The sequence below is a fragment of the Streptomyces sp. JLYT201 genome, assembly GCF_059448825.1.
Window position 1 is genome coordinate 8,560,174 of record NZ_CM182551.1, and the last position, 14,180, is coordinate 8,574,353.

11 protein-coding genes and 1 riboswitch are annotated in these 14,180 nt (G+C 73.1%); of the genes, 4 read left to right on the forward strand and 7 right to left on the reverse strand.

Going from position 1 to position 14,180, the window contains the following annotated elements:
* Positions 1 to 19: 19 nt before the first annotated feature.
* Both AC5WAM_RS36445 and AC5WAM_RS36450 read right to left on the reverse strand, forming a co-directional pair.
* Positions 20 to 1,426: an SLC13 family permease gene (locus AC5WAM_RS36445; protein ID WP_495520140.1), complete on the reverse strand. Its 1,407-nt coding sequence runs from the start codon at positions 1,424 to 1,426 to the stop codon at positions 20 to 22.
* 299 nt (positions 1,427 to 1,725) lie between these two features.
* Positions 1,726 to 2,484: an IclR family transcriptional regulator gene (locus tag AC5WAM_RS36450; RefSeq protein ID WP_495520141.1), complete on the reverse strand. Its 759-nt coding sequence runs from the start codon at positions 2,482 to 2,484 to the stop codon at positions 1,726 to 1,728.
* A gap of 201 nt (positions 2,485 to 2,685) precedes the next feature.
* Here AC5WAM_RS36450 and AC5WAM_RS36455 point away from each other — a divergent pair, with 201 nt between their 5' ends.
* Both AC5WAM_RS36455 and AC5WAM_RS36460 read left to right on the forward strand, forming a co-directional pair.
* A complete protein-coding gene (locus tag AC5WAM_RS36455) occupies positions 2,686 to 3,852 on the forward strand; it encodes a pyridoxal-phosphate-dependent aminotransferase family protein (RefSeq protein WP_495520142.1) in 1,167 nt (388 codons plus the stop codon).
* 87 nt (positions 3,853 to 3,939) lie between these two features.
* Entirely contained in the window at positions 3,940 to 6,861 is a 2,922-nt protein-coding gene (locus AC5WAM_RS36460) for an FAD-binding and (Fe-S)-binding domain-containing protein (RefSeq protein WP_495520143.1), read from the forward strand.
* A gap of 18 nt (positions 6,862 to 6,879) precedes the next feature.
* Here AC5WAM_RS36460 and AC5WAM_RS36465 read toward each other — a convergent pair whose 3' ends face one another.
* From AC5WAM_RS36465 to AC5WAM_RS36480, 4 genes are all read right to left on the reverse strand, one after another.
* Entirely contained in the window at positions 6,880 to 8,058 is a 1,179-nt protein-coding gene (locus tag AC5WAM_RS36465; RefSeq protein WP_495520144.1) for a trypsin-like serine protease, read from the reverse strand.
* 134 nt (positions 8,059 to 8,192) lie between these two features.
* Positions 8,193 to 9,071 (reverse strand): bifunctional 5,10-methylenetetrahydrofolate dehydrogenase/5,10-methenyltetrahydrofolate cyclohydrolase, encoded by an 879-nt coding sequence (locus tag AC5WAM_RS36470; RefSeq protein WP_495520145.1) that lies wholly within the window; start codon positions 9,069 to 9,071, stop codon positions 8,193 to 8,195.
* Positions 9,072 to 9,092: 21 nt separating this feature from the next.
* Positions 9,093 to 9,179: riboswitch (ZMP/ZTP riboswitch) on the reverse strand.
* Between the two features lie 76 nt (positions 9,180 to 9,255).
* The gene (locus AC5WAM_RS36475; RefSeq protein ID WP_495523722.1) at positions 9,256 to 9,852 is read right to left on the reverse strand and encodes a TetR/AcrR family transcriptional regulator; all 597 of its coding nucleotides are present in this window, start codon (positions 9,850 to 9,852) and stop codon (positions 9,256 to 9,258) included.
* Between the two features lie 117 nt (positions 9,853 to 9,969).
* Positions 9,970 to 11,814 (reverse strand): trypsin-like serine peptidase, encoded by a 1,845-nt coding sequence (locus AC5WAM_RS36480; protein WP_495520146.1) that lies wholly within the window; start codon positions 11,812 to 11,814, stop codon positions 9,970 to 9,972.
* A 175-nt stretch (positions 11,815 to 11,989) separates the two neighbouring features.
* Here AC5WAM_RS36480 and AC5WAM_RS36485 point away from each other — a divergent pair, with 175 nt between their 5' ends.
* Positions 11,990 to 12,508 carry a hypothetical protein gene (locus tag AC5WAM_RS36485; RefSeq protein ID WP_495520147.1) on the forward strand — a complete coding sequence of 173 codons (519 nt, stop codon included), beginning with the start codon at positions 11,990 to 11,992 and terminating at the stop codon, positions 12,506 to 12,508.
* Positions 12,509 to 12,552: 44 nt separating this feature from the next.
* Here the strand turns inward: AC5WAM_RS36485 and AC5WAM_RS36490 are convergent, their stop codons facing one another.
* Complete coding sequence (locus AC5WAM_RS36490) at positions 12,553 to 12,981, reverse strand: nuclear transport factor 2 family protein (protein WP_495520148.1); 429 nt, start codon at positions 12,979 to 12,981, stop codon at positions 12,553 to 12,555.
* A gap of 273 nt (positions 12,982 to 13,254) precedes the next feature.
* Between AC5WAM_RS36490 and AC5WAM_RS36495 the strand changes: the two genes are divergently transcribed.
* The gene (locus AC5WAM_RS36495) at positions 13,255 to 14,151 is read left to right on the forward strand and encodes an alpha/beta hydrolase (protein WP_495520149.1); all 897 of its coding nucleotides are present in this window, start codon (positions 13,255 to 13,257) and stop codon (positions 14,149 to 14,151) included.
* Positions 14,152 to 14,180 lie beyond the last annotated feature (29 nt).

A 14,180-nucleotide genomic window follows, 5' to 3' on the forward strand; every position in this document is an offset into this window, starting at 1 on the left:
CACGAGGCGCTGCCTTCCTTCAGACCTGCCCGGGGATCACGAACAGCGCCCACGTCGCGAGCGGGGCGACGAGCGTCATCGACATGCCCCAGCGCATCAGGGCGCCGAAGATCTGGGAGCGCTGTTCCTCGGGGGCGTTGGCGGTGACCAGGGCCCCGCTGGTGGAGAGCGGGGAGGAGTCGACCACCGAGGAGGAGATGGCCAGGGCGATGATGAGGCCGATGGCGCTGACCTGACCGTCCATCAGGAAGGGGACGGCGAGGGGGATGAGGGCGCCGAGGATGCCGGTGGTGGAGGCGAAGGCGGAGACCACGGCGCCGACGACGCAGATCAGCAGGGCGCCCAGGAGCGGAGAGTCGATCCTGGCGACGCTGTCGCCGAGCCACTCGATGGTGCCCATGCGCTCCATGACGCCGACGAAGGTGACGACGCCGCAGACGAGGAGCACGGTGGACCAGGCGCAGCGGTCGACGGCCCCCTTGGCGGCGTCGGGGTCGACCAGGGTGAGGACGACCACGACGGTCAGGGCCATGAGCCCGACGTTCCACTCCCAGAAGAGCGCGCCCGCGACCATGCCGAGCAGCCCGAGCAGGGTCAGGGAGCGGGAGACGTCGAGGCCGGGCGCCACGACCGGCTTCGCGAGTGCGACGGTCGCGGTGACGGTGCCGCCCGCGGGCGCCGTGCCCGGGGGCGTCGCGCCGACGGGGCCCGGCGAGGCGCCCCCGGACTCGGCGGGCCCGGCGGGACCGGCGGCGATGTCGGGTCCGACGGATCCGGCCGTCGCGGCGCCGTCCGCCGCCCCGGTGTCCCGCGCGCGCCGCCCGAGCAGCTGCCGCCCGCCGAACATGAAGTACGCGACGACGCTGAGCGCCACGCTGAACAGGAACGTCATGGCGAACAGGAGCGCGGGACTGCTCGGCAGGTGGTTGCGCTCGACCACGCCGTTGGTGATGGAGCCGTAGACGCTGGCGGGCGAGAAGCCGCCCGCGCAGCCCCCGTTGGCCACGAGCAGGCCCATGAGCAGCGGGCGGATGCCGTAGCGGGCGCACAGGCTCATGCCGATGGGGGCGATGACGCCGACCGCAGCGGGCACCACGGCGCCGACCGCGGTGAGCGCGGCGGTGATGAGGAACATGACCCAGGGGATGAGGGCGATGCGGCCGCCCACGGCCTTGGTCGCGGCGTGGACGAGCCATTCGATGGTGCCGTTGTTCTTGGCGATGGCGAACAGGAAGGTGACGCCCACGAGGACGACGAAGAGGTCCCCGGGGAAGCCCCCGAAGACAGCGTCGGCGTTCTCGTCGGCGACGGTGGAGCCGACGGCGAACGCCGCGACGAGCGCGAGCGCTCCCATGTGGACGGAGGTGAAGGTGGCGACGGCGAAGACGAGCACCAATGCGCCGATCGCGATGAGATGGTCTGTCATGACACGTCCTCGCCTTCGGACTGCGGCCGAGTAGCGGATGGAGGGTCACGTGCGTGGACGTGCGGATGCGACTCCGGGGCGTCGTGGGGCGGAGAGGGGTGGTCTTGAGTGTCGTAGGGCGTGTGAGATGACGGGCACACCGGGCCTGAGTATCCGCAGCACGGACTCTGAGTTCCGCTATGCGGAACTCGCAGGGCGACGTTGGCGAGTATGTGACGGGTGTCACGGCCCGTCAAGGGGGTGCGCGGACATCGCTTTCGCGGCGCTCGGACGGTGCGGACCCGCCGTCTCCGCGGCCCTCAGGCGGTGCGGGGCTCCTCGTATCCGAGTGCCGCGCTGATCTCGCGGGCCGCGGCCCGCACGTGCACGCCCAGGTCCTCGAGGCGCTTTCGGTCGCAGCGGCTGGCGGGCAGATTGATGCTCATGCTGGCCACGGGCGTGCCGTCCGGGCCGAGGATCGCCGCGGCCACCGCCGCGACGTCGGTGCGCCACTCGCCCTCGTTGAGCGCGTAGCCGCGGGCGTGGATCGCGGCCAGTTCGGCGCGCAGCGCGTCCGGGTCGTCGATCGTGGCCTCGGTGAACCGGGTCAGGCCGTCCGCGACGTACCGGTCGACGGCCTCGGGGGAGCGGGCCGCGAGGATGGCCTTGCCGTTGGCGGAGGCGTGGCCCGACAGGTGCTGGCCGAGCGGGAGCACGATCCGCACCGGCTGGGCCGTCTCCAGGCGCTCGACCAGGACGACCCGGTCGCCCTCCGGCACCGCCAGGTGCACGGTCTCGTCGACCGTGCGGCGCAGCTCCTCCATCACCGGCACCGCCACGTCCCGCAGCCCCAGCTCGCCCGTGGCCTGCCGCCCGACGAGCAGCGCCTTCGTGGTGAGGGTCCAGCGGGTGGGCGGGGTGCCCGTCTGTCTGATCCAGCCCGCGGTGCGCAGCGTGCCGAGCGCGCGCTGCACGGTGCTCTTCGGCAGCTCCATGGCCCGCGCGAGCTCGGCGACCCCGACGGGCTGGCGCGTCGCCAACTCCTCAAGTACGCGCAGGGTGTTGAGGACGTTCTGCATGGGTTCCCCCGAAGGTCTGGTGTCGGTGCGCCCGGTGGGCTCCGTGTCGGCCCGCTCCCAGGGTGGCGCATGGACCGGCCTCAACGGCGGCGTGCGGCAGCACCGTTGACCGTCGTCAGCCGTCGCCCCTATGCTCCACCGTGCCGCATCACGATACGCTGTGCCGCTTCACGGCACAAGTGTGGAGGGGAGATTCGCGCGATGACCGTCAGGACCGGCCGTCACTTCCTGCAGATTCCCGGACCCACCAACGTTCCCGACCGCGTTCTGCGCGCCATGGCCGCGCCCACCCTCGACCACCGGGGCCCCGAGTTCGCCGAGCTCACCCACCGGGTGCTCGACGGCCTCAAGCCCGTGTTCGACACGACGTCCCCGGTGGTCGTCTACCCCTCGTCGGGCACCGGCGCCTGGGAGGCGGCCCTGGTCAACACGCTCAGCCCCGGCGACCGCGTGCTGTGCTTCGAGACCGGCCACTTCGCCACCCTGTGGCGGGACATGGCCGAATCCCTCGGCCTGGAGGTGGAGTTCGTGCCCGGCGACTGGCGGCACGGCGCCTCGCCCGAGGCCGCCGCCGACCTCCTCGCCGCCGACCCGGCCCACCGGATCAAGGCCGTCTGCGTGGTGCACAACGAAACCTCGACCGGCGTCACGAGCCGCGTGCCGGAGATCCGTGCCGCCCTGGACGCCACCGGGCACCCCGCCCTGCTCCTGGTCGACACCGTCTCCTCGCTCGCCTCGATCGAGTACCACCACGAGGCGTGGGGCGTCGACGTGACCGTCACCGGCTCGCAGAAGGGCCTCATGCTGCCGCCCGGCCTCGGCTTCAACGCGGTCAGCCCCAAGGCGATCGAGGCGTCCCGCACCGCCCGGCTGCCCAGGTCGTACTGGGACTGGGCGCCGGTCCTCGGCGCGAACGCCGCCGGGTTCTTCCCGTACACGCCCGCCACCAACCTCCTCTACGGCCTGGAGGAAGCTCTGCGCATGCTCGCGGAGGAGGGCATCGAGCAGGTCTGGGCCCGACACGCCCGGCACGCCGCCGCCACCCGGGCCGCCGTGCGCGGCTGGGGACTCGACGTGCTGTGCGCCGACGACCGGGAGCACTCCGGCTCGCTGACCGCCGTGCTCCTGCCGGACGGCCAGGACGCCGACGCCGTACGGAAGATCGTCCTGGAGCGGTTCGACATGTCGCTCGGCACGGGCCTCGGGCGGCTCGCGGGCAAGGTCTTCCGCATCGGCCACCTCGGTCACTTCAACGACCTCACCCTCGCCGGGACCCTCGCCGGAGTGCAGATGGGCCTGGAGCTCGCCGGGATCCCGGTCGGCTCCGAAGGGCTCGCCGCGGGGCTCGACCACCTCCGCACGGCCTGACCCCCGGGCGCGGGTCCGCCGCACCGGCGGACCCGCGCCGTCCCCCTCGCACGTCCCCGTACTCCCTTCGCCCCCGGAGCGTGTCGTATGACGTCCAGCATCGAGAGCACGGAGGCCGAGCGTGACGAGCTCGGCGGCGAACTCGCCCGGCGGCTCAGCGCCGACCTCGACGGCGAGGTCCGCTTCGACTCCGTGAGCCGCCATCTGTTCGCCCGTGACGCCAGCATGTACGCCATCACCCCGCTCGGCGTCGTCTTCCCCCGGCACGCCGACGACGTGCGGGCCGCCGTCGCCGCGGCCGTCGAGCACGGCGTGTCCGTCGTGCCGCGCGGCGCGGGGACGAGCCTCGCCGGGCAGACCACCGGGCCCGGCATCGTCCTCGACCTCTCCCGCCACATGCGCCGCATCGTCGCGCTCGAACCGGAGGGCCGCACCGCCCTCGTCGAACCGGGCGTCGTCCAGGACCAGTTGAACCGCGCCGCCGCCCCGCACGGCCTGATGTTCGGCCCCGACACCTCCACCAGCAACCGCGCCACCGTCGGCGGCATGATCGGCAACAACTCGGCGGGCAGCGGCTCCCTGCGCTACGGCATGACCATCGACCACGTGCGCGCCCTGGACGTGGTGCTCTCCGACGCGACGAGCACGCACCTGGCGCCGCTCACCGCCGCGGAACACGCGAGCCGCGCCGGGCTCGACACCCTGGACGGCCGCATCCACCGCGAACTGCCCCGGCTCGTCGCCGCCCACGCCGACGCCATCGCCGACGGCTTCCCGCAGCACTGGCGGCGCGCGGGCGGCTACCGCCTGGACCGGCTGGCCCGCGAGGACACACCCTTCGACCTGGCGAAGTTCGTCGTCGGCTCCGAAGGCACCCTGGCCGTCACCACCCGGGCGCTCGTGGACCTCGTACCGAAACCGGCGCACACGGTCTTCGCCGTCGGCCACTTCACCTCGGTCGCCGGGGCCATCGAGGCCACCCAGGACGCGCTCGCCTGCGACCCCGCGGCCGTCGAGCTGATGGACCGCACGATCCTCGACCTGTCCCGGCAGAAGATCGAGTACGCCTCCCTCTCCACGGTCCTCGAAGGCGATCCGGACGCGCTGCTCTTCGTGTCGTTCACCGGTGACGACGAGCGCGAACTGCGCGGCAGCCTGGACCGGTTGACGGCCCTGTGGAAGCGGCACGGCCACGGCTACCACACCCTCAGGGCCGTCGCCGCCGCCGACCGGACGGCTCTGATGAAGGTCCGCAAGTCCAGCCTCGGACTGCTCATGGCCGCGAGCGAGGGCACCAAGCGGCCCCTGGCGTTCATCGAGGACACCGCCGTCGACCCCGTCCACCTGCCCGCGTACACCGCCCGGCTGAAGAAGGTCCTCGACCGGCACGGCCTCACCGCGGGCTTCTACGGCCACTGCTCGGTGGGCTGTCTGCACATCCGCCCGTTCCTCGACGTCACCGACCCCCAGCAGCGCAGGACCATGCGCGAGGTCGCCGAGGAGATCAAGGACCTCGTCACCGAGTACGGCGGCGTCAACTCCAGCGAGCACGGCGACGGCCTGGCCCGCAGCGAGTTCAACCGCGAGCTGTTCGGCGACGCGCTGTACGAGGCCATGCGGCAGGTCAAGGGCCTCTTCGACCCGGACGACCGGCTCAACCCCGGCAAGATCGTCGATGCCCCCGCCATGACCGAGCACCTGCGCGACGCGGCGCTGCCGCCCGCGCCCGGCCTGCGCACCCGGCTCGACTTCGAGGTGGCGGGCGGGATGCGCGCGGCCGCCGACCGCTGCATGAACATCGGCCTGTGCCGCAAGTCCGGCACCGGCGCCATGTGCCCCTCCTACATGGCCACGCGCAACGAGGAGGACTCCACCCGGGGCCGCGCGGGCGCCCTCGTCCAGGCCCTCTCGGCACCCGACCCGCACGCCGCGCTCGGCGACGAGCGGCTGCACGAGGTCCTCGACCTCTGCCTGATGTGCAAGGCGTGCAAGAGCGAGTGCCCCCTCGGCGTGGACATGGCCTCACTGAAGGCGGAGGCCCTCGCCCACCGCCACGACGAGCACGGGATCCCGCTGCGCTCCCGGGTCTTCGGGGCGATCCGCACCCTCAACCGCCTCGGCTCGGCCACCGCCCCGCTCTCCAACCTGCCCGGCCGCTTCCCGCTCCTGCGCCGCCTGCTCGACCGCACCCTCGGCATCACCCGCCACCGCCCGCTGCCGCGCTACGCCCGCCGCAACCTCGTGCGCTGGTTCGGCCGCCGCACGCCCGCCGCGACGGCCACCCGGGGCACGGTCGTACTGCTCGCCGACTCCTTCACCACGTACACCGAGCCGGAGATCGGCCAGGCGGCCGTGGAGCTCCTCGAACACGCCGGGTGGAACGTGCACCTGGAGAGCGGCGGCTGCTGCGGCCGGGCCAGCCTGTCCAAGGGCCTCCTGGACGACGCCGGCGACAAGGCCTTCCAGCTGGTCCACCGCCTCACCGAGACCACCCCGGCCGATGCTCCCATCACCGGCTGCGAACCGTCCTGCCTGATGACCCTGCGCGACGAGCACAAGGCGCTGCTGCCCCGCGACTCGGCCCGCGAGGCGGTCACGGCCCGGGTCAAGCAGCTGGAGGAGCTCCTCGGCGAGGCCGTCGACGACGGCCGCCTCACGCTGCGCCCCGACTCCTGGCTGAGCGGGCGCACCCTCCTCTTCCACGGCCACTGCCACCAGAAGGCGGAGGTCGGCACGGCGGCCACCGTGGCGCTGCTGCGCCGCATCCCCGGAGTGGAGGTCACCGAACTGGACGCGGGCTGCTGCGGCATGGCCGGCTCCTTCGGCTTCGAGTCCGAGCACTACGACCTCTCGATGACCGTGGGGGCCGACCGTCTCTTCCCCGCCGTGCGGGCCGCGTCCGCCGACACCGTCGTGGTCGCCACGGGCGCCTCCTGCCGTCAGCAGATCTTCCACGGCACGCAGCGCACCGCGTGGCACCCGGTGCAGCTGCTGCGCGAGGCGCTGTGAACGCCCCGGCCGCCGGGCCTACTTGTCGATCCACACCCCGAAGTCGCGCGAGGCCGTCTCGAAGTCCTGGAAGGCCATCCTCGACCCCAGCGAGCGGGTGGCCGTGCCCTTGGCGATCGCGCCTCCGTTGGCGGCCCCCGAGTAGACCGGGCCGCCGCTGTCACCGCCGCGCAGGGACGTCCGGCCGTCCATCTGCTCGGCCTCCACCAGGTCCTCGGAGTCGTTGTAGAAGTACAGCACCTTCAGGTTGCAGACCGGGCCGCCGGTCTCCGCGGCGCTGGTGGCACCGGACTGGCACAGGTACTCGCCGGTGTACACCCGGTCCCAGCCCTCGACCCGCACGCCCCGCTCGTCGTCGGGGCCGCCGGTGTACATGAAGTTGTCCACGTCGGACGTCGGGATCAGCATGATGTCGTGCGGGTCGTGGGCCGGGCCCGGGGTGCCGATGTACTGGTCGGCGCCGTTGGTGTACCGGTCGCCGGCCTTGCCGCAGTGCTCGGCCGTGAGGACGAACTGCGCGCCGGTGTTGTTGCGCACGCCGAATCCCGCTGTGCAGTTCGCACGGCCGTTGTTCTTGAGCAGCGCGCCGCCCGACCACGGGGAGGAGTCGTTGGTGCGGCTGCGCTCCTTCATCTTCCCCTCGCGGACGGTGCGCACCGGCACCCCCAGGTCCTCCTCGAGGGCGGCGGCCCCGCGCGGTGCGGCGGCCGCCCCGCGGCCCGGGTCGGCGGCGACGACGAGGCCGCTGCCGTCCGTCGGGATCTTCACGGTGTGGCCGAGCGACGGCTCGACCCGCAGCCGCTCCTGGAGCCGGGCCGAAGCGGTCTTGAGCTCCTTGAGCGAGTACGGGGCCGCCACGATCCGCACCCGTGCCGTGCCGCGCGCCTCGGCGACGGCCTCGCGCATCCGCGCGGGCAGCGCGCCCTTCCAGTACAGGGCGACGCGCTCCCGCTCCAGGGCGATGCCGGTGAACCCCTCGTACCGCCCGCGGTCCCGCGCCGCGCTGATGACGTCGGCCGCCGCGACGAGCGGCCGTTGCTCGGCCATCTTGCGTGCGGCGTCCCGGCCCACGACCTCCGAGACGGCCACCGTCCTTCGGCCGTCCTCGTCGGCGCTCGCCCCCTGCCCCGCCGTACCGAGCAACGCCATGCTGAACACTGCCGAGCCCGTGGCGAGGAGAGCCTTCTTGCGACGCATCGAACCCCCTGGTGACCCTGCGGCGACGGGCTGTCACCGCAACTGCCGGGAAAGTAGGGGGAGTTGGTCAACAGCGGGTCAACACCCGTTGAAAGCGCCAGATGGAGGTGCGGACGCGGGGCGCGGCGCGGTCGTCACCGTGCGGCGCGTGCCCCCAGCTGCCGCTCCGCGGCGGCCACCGTCTGCTCCAGGAGCACCGCGATCGTCATGGGGCCCACGCCGCCCGGGACCGGTGTGATGAGGCGGGCCCTGCTCAGGGCGCCGTCGAAGTCGACGTCGCCCACGTTGCCCGCGTTGTACCCGGCGTCGATGACGACCGCGCCCGGCTTGATGTCCTCGCCGCGGATCAGCTCGGGCCTGCCCACGGCCGCCACGACGACGTCCGCCTCGCGCAGGTGCGCGGAGAGCTCCGCGGTGCGCGAGTGGCAGTAGGTGACGGTCGCGTCCCGGGCGAGGAGCAGCATGCCCACGGGCTTGCCGAGGATCGCGCTGCGGCCCACGACGACGGCCCGCTTCCCGGCGAGGTCGACGTCGTACGCGTCGAGGAGCCGCATGATCCCGCCCGGGGTGCAGGACACGAAGCCGGGCCGCCCGAAGCTCATCGCGGCGAACGAGCTGAGCGTGACGCCGTCGACGTCCTTGTGCGGCGCGATCGCCTCGAAGGCCGCGCGTTCGTCGATGTGGTCCCCGACGGGGTGCTGGAGCAGGATGCCGTGCACGGTCGGGTCCTCGGAGAGGGCGCCGAGGGTGGCGACGAGCTCCTCGGTCGTGGTCGCGGCGGGCAGCGCGACGTGCCGCGAGACGATGCCCGCCTTCGCGCAGCGGTTCCGCTTCATCCGTACGTAGGTGACCGACGCGGGGTCCTCGCCCACGAGCACGGTCGCGAGACAGGGCGCGGCGCCCGTGCGCCGGGTCAGCTCGGCGGCGCGGGCCGCGGTCTCCTCGCCCACGCGGCGGGCGAGGGAGGTGCCGTCCATGAGCTGGGCAGGGACCGTCGAAGTGGTCGGGGACATGGCCGCCTCCAGGCGTGGTTGACCAGTCGCCCAGGCGCACGGCATCGACATCTGCGTCAGGCCGCTCCCCGGTGGTGCTCCACCTCAGCGCCAGTCACGGCCCGCCCCCACTGTAGTCGAGGGCGTGTCGGACCTTGACAGCGCGGTCACCGGCAGGGAGGGACGCGCGGCCCGGCCCCGTCGGCTACGGCGTGTCCGGGGCGGGCTCCGGCAGGAGCTCCCGCAGCAGCTCCTCGAACTCGTCGGCCGTCGGGGGCTTGTCCGCGAGCAGGCCCTGGAGGAGCAGCCCGTCGTAGGCGTGGGTGAAGAGCTTCACGCGCAGCGGCTCGTGCGTGAAGCGGCGGGCGAACGCGGCGAGCGCCTCGTGCCAGCGCCGGGTCGCCGCCCGCTGCTCCGGGCGGCGCGCCGCGAGCAGGCACAGCTCGAACTCCGCGAGCAGGTGCCCGGGCGGGCTGAGGAGCTGCGCCATGAGCTCCGCGAGTGCCCGGAGCGTGGCACCGCCGGGCGCCTCCACGAGGGCCTCGATGCGCGCGGAGTCCTCCTCCATGCACTGGGTGAGCGCCGCGGTGAGGAGGGCGTCGATGCTGCTGAAGTAGTACGTCGTGGCGGTCGTGGGCAGCTCCGCCTCGCGGGCCACCGTGCGGTGGGTGACGCCCGCGGCGCCGTCGCGCGCGATGACGCGCACGGTGGCTTCGATGAGGGCCCGGCGCCGCCGCTCGCCCTTGGCGCGGCGGCCGTCGGTGACGGGCGGCGTGGTCGGCCCGGTGGTCGGCTCGTTCAGGGTGGCTCTCCCGCGTTCGTGCGCGCGGACCTCTGCTGCCGCGTACGTGCGCCGTTCCCGCCGACGTTACCCGGTCCGCGCACGGGGGCGCGGCCGGTCGCGGTGGCGGCGCGGGTGTCAGGCCGTCTTCGGCGGTACGAGGTTCCGCTCGGTGCCCAGCCTGGTCGTGGTGTCGGCGTAGAGGCTGACCTCGCCGTCGCTCCAGCGGACGACGATGTCGTCGGGGCGGCCGCCCGCGGTGTAGCCGCCGGCCGTGGCCACCGTGGCGTGCTTCCACAGCGCGCTGGGCCCGCCGAGCTGCGTCTTCCTGCCCAGGCCGCCCGTGCCCACGTCCTGGTGCAGGGTGAGCTTGCCGTCGGACCAGCGCACGACGACGTCCCAGCGGTTACCGCCGGTGAAGTCGCCGCCGACGAGGAGGGCGGCGCGCTTCCAGGTGGCGTTGGGCTTCTGGAGCCTGGTCTCCTTCGTGAAGCCGTCGCCCGCCTCGCGGTAGAGGGTGAGTTCGCCGTCGCTCCAGCGGACGACCAGGTCGTCCGCGCGGTCGTTGCCGCTGAAGCGGCCCGCGGTGATCCGGGTGGCGTGCTTCCAGGTGGACCCGGCCTTGGCGAGCCGGACCTCCCGGCCGAAGCCCGCGGTGGAGACGTCGGGGTACAGCGTGACCTCGCCGTCGGACCAGCGCACGATCAGGTCGGAGCGGCTGCCGCCGGCGAAGTCGCCGCCGGTGATCGCGGCGGCGTGCTTCCAGGTGCCGTTGGGCGCCTGGAGGCGCCGCTGGGCGCGGAAGCCGCCCTCGCCGTCGCCGGTGTGCAGGGTGACCTCGCCGCTGGCCCACACGGCGAGCAGGTCGGCCTTTCCGTCACCGGTGTAGTCGCCCGCGGCCAGCTGCTTGGCGTGCTGCCAGGTCTCGCCGATGCCGAGCGCGTAGGGCAGCGGCGGGCGCTCGACCTTGGCGACGTCGGCGACGGCGTCGTCGTAGAGCTTGAACACCTCGTCGTCGTAGAACGGCGCGTACGAGACGGCACTGGTGGACCCGCCGCCGCCCGCGCCGCCGAGGTTCCCGACGACCTGGCCGCGCTGGGTCCGCTCGTCGAAGTTCATCAGCCACGGGCTGCCGGAGGTGCCGCCGTGGAAACCGGCGCACTTCATCCGCAGCTGCTTGTAGCCGGGCAGCCGGTCCGTCGTCGTGCGGCACTTGACGGCCCGGTCCTTGGGGTCGTACTTCGCCTTCGGATAGCCGATGACGGTGACCGGGACGCGGTAACCGGGCGTCCGCGTCAGGGTGTTGGCGCCGGTGCGCCGCTCGATGGGGCGGCCGTCCCGGTCGGGCTTGAGCGTGGCGAAGCCGAAGTCGAGGTTGGAGCCGGGGCCCGTGTCGGTGTGCCGGGGGTCCTTGAAGAACCGGTCGACGGCCCAGATGCCGTAGGGCTGGCGGGCCGCGGGCTTGCCCGTGCGGTACTGGGGCACGAAGGCGTGCTTCTTGCCGGGGCCGCAGTGCCCGGCAGTGAGGATCAGATTGCCCTTGGGGCTGTGCACGACGCTGGCCGTGCAGCTGTGCGCCTTCATGCCGCTGCCGACGTAGTACAGCACGCCGATGGTCTTGGCGCCCTTGTAGGCCGTGGCGGCGGGGACGGTGGCCGCCGCGCGCACGCGCGGGGCCTTGGCGGTGCTCGCCGTGGTGCCCGGCCGGGCGTTTCCGGGCGCGGGGCCCTGGGCGGTCGGCGCCGGAGTCGCCGACTCCATGCGCCCGGCGGTCCAGAAGTCCGCGGCGTCCTCAGCCGTCCAGCCGGCGCCGCTCTTCGGGGGAGCGGACGCGCTGACGCCGCCAGGCGTCCCGTCCGGTCCCGGCCGGGGGTCTCCCGGCCCGGCTATGGATTCCTGCGCCGACGCGGTGGTCGCCAGAGCGGCGATAAGGACGCCGCCCGTCCCCACGGCGACGGACCGGGACCAACGGGAAATGCGCACGGCTCCCCTTCAGTTGCGTACTGGCGGAAGAACTCGGTGTTCGTCCGTGATGGCATGCCGAAGGGCGAGCGGTGATAGTCCGTGCACTGCTCGCGAATCCCCCCGGTAAGATCGCTGATAACGGATCCCGCCACCAGAATCGACCCTGGTCATCCGAACCCGAGGACTGCATCTTATGTCACGTGTACGCGCCGCTTTTGTGGGGGCTTTGCTGCTCGGGGCCGCGTCGGTGGCCGGGCCGAGCGCGTTCGCGGACGCAGGTGGCAGTGGTGAGTTGACGGTCACGCCGGGTGCCGCGCGGCCCGGTGAGCGCGTCGCGTTGTCCTTGGTGAATCCGGAACTCGACGAGGGCGCGACCCTGCGTTCCGAAGTGTTCCTCAAGCCCGTGGAGTTGAAGTCCACGGGGAAGGTTTCGTTCGCCACGCACGCGCTGATCCGTTGCGATGCGGAGCCCGGTACGTATGCGATCCATTTCGCCGAGCCGGTGCATCCCGGTGAGAGCACCCGGGCGGGCGAAGTGACCGTCGAAAAGGGCGGGCCCGTTGACGGCCCGCAGTGCGCCACGAAAGCCGAAGGCGACGGCGGAGGCGATGACGGTGGAAAGGGCGTGCCGATCCTCCCCGTCGCCGGGGGAGCGGTCGCCGTGGTGGCCCTCGGCGCCGCCCTCGTCGTGCTGCGCAGGCGCCGCTCCTAGGCGACCGCGCGGCACGACGGGGGCGGCCCCGATCGGCGCCCGCCCTACAGGTTGTCTCCCCAGCCGCCCTGGATCATGGTCTGGAACGCCCAGGTCCCGTCCCGCTTGAGCAGGATGTCGGCGTAGCGGAGCTGCTGGGTGTGGCCGTCCGCCGTCATCGTCGAGTCCGTGAAGACCACGGCCATCGACGCGGAGAGGAACACCGGGGTCCGGGTGGACTCGAAGGCGATGTCCTGGCTGCCGTCGCCCATGACCTGCGTCATGGTGGCGACGAACTGCTGCCGGTCCCACTGCGCCGACCGGCCGTCCCCCTGGGAGTCGTCGCTCACCAGGTTGAGCGGGAACACCGCCATGTCGGCCATGCGCTCCACGTCACGCTTGCCGCTCGCCGCGTCGTACGCGGCGAACCAGGCGTCCAGGCTCGCGCGGTCCTCGGCGGTCGGGGTGTATCCGGTGTCGGGCAGATGAGTCATGCGGGCTCCCTTGCTGATGAGGCTCTGGCGCATCCACGTAGTCAAACTTGACCACGCGGGGAAAGGTATACCGTGAAGGCGCACTAGTCAAACTTGAATAATGAAATCCGTGGGTGTCAAGTCCGCCCGGCCGTGCGAGGGGCCCTGCGCCGGACCCCGCCGTGTGCCGCGCCCCTCCCGGTCGGGGTGGGCGCCGATCGGCGCGTGGAACGGGGGAGTTGCCCGACGGTTGGCGGCTGCTCCCCGATGGCCGCGGCCGTGAGGATGGCCGTCATGGATTCCGAACTCGAAGCATTCATCCCGCTGATCCCCCGGGCCGACCTGTCCGACCCCGTCACCGCCCGCAAGAACCTCGCCGAGCTGTCCGCCTCCGTACCGGCGCCGGACACCTCGGGCATGGAGGTGGAGGACCGCACGGTGCCCGGCGACCCGGCGGTGCCCGTGCGGATCTACCGTCCGCGCGGCGCGCGGGGCGCCGTCGTCTGGATGCACGGCGGCGGCTGGGTCATGGGCGACGTGGACACCGAGCACCCATGGGCCTCCCGCATCGCGGAGAGCTCCGGCGAGGTCGTGATCTCGGTGGGCTACCGGCTGGCCCCCGAGCATCCGTACCCCGCCGCACTAGACGACGCGTACACGGTGTTTGCCTGGGCGGTCGAGCACGCGGCCGAGTGGGGCGTCGACCCGGAGCGGGTCGCGGTCGGCGGCCACAGCGCCGGGGCCGGGCTGGCCGCGGCCGTGGCGCTGCGGGCGCGCGACCGGCAGGGCCCGCCCATCCGCTTCCAGCTCCTCAACCAGCCGGGGCTCGACGACCGCCAGGACACCTGGTCGGCACGGCAGTTCACGGACACGCCCTGGATGACCCGCGACAAGATCACCGCAGCCTGGCGGCACTACTTGGGCGGGGCGCCGGCCACGCCGTACGCCGCGCCCTCGCGCGCCGACGACCTCTCCGGGCTGCCGCCCGCCTACCTCGCCACCGCCGAGTTCTGCCCGAACCGCGACGAGGGCATCGCGTACGCGCTGCGCCTGCTCCGGGCGGGCGTCCCGGTCGAACTGCACCAATGGGCCGGTACGTTCCACGGCTCGCAGGCGCTCCTGAGCGCCGACGTGTCCCGGCGCCAGAACGCCGAACTCGGCGCGGCCCTGCGCCGCGGCCTGGCCGGCTGAGGCGGCCCGCGGCGCGCGCGCCGCTGCCG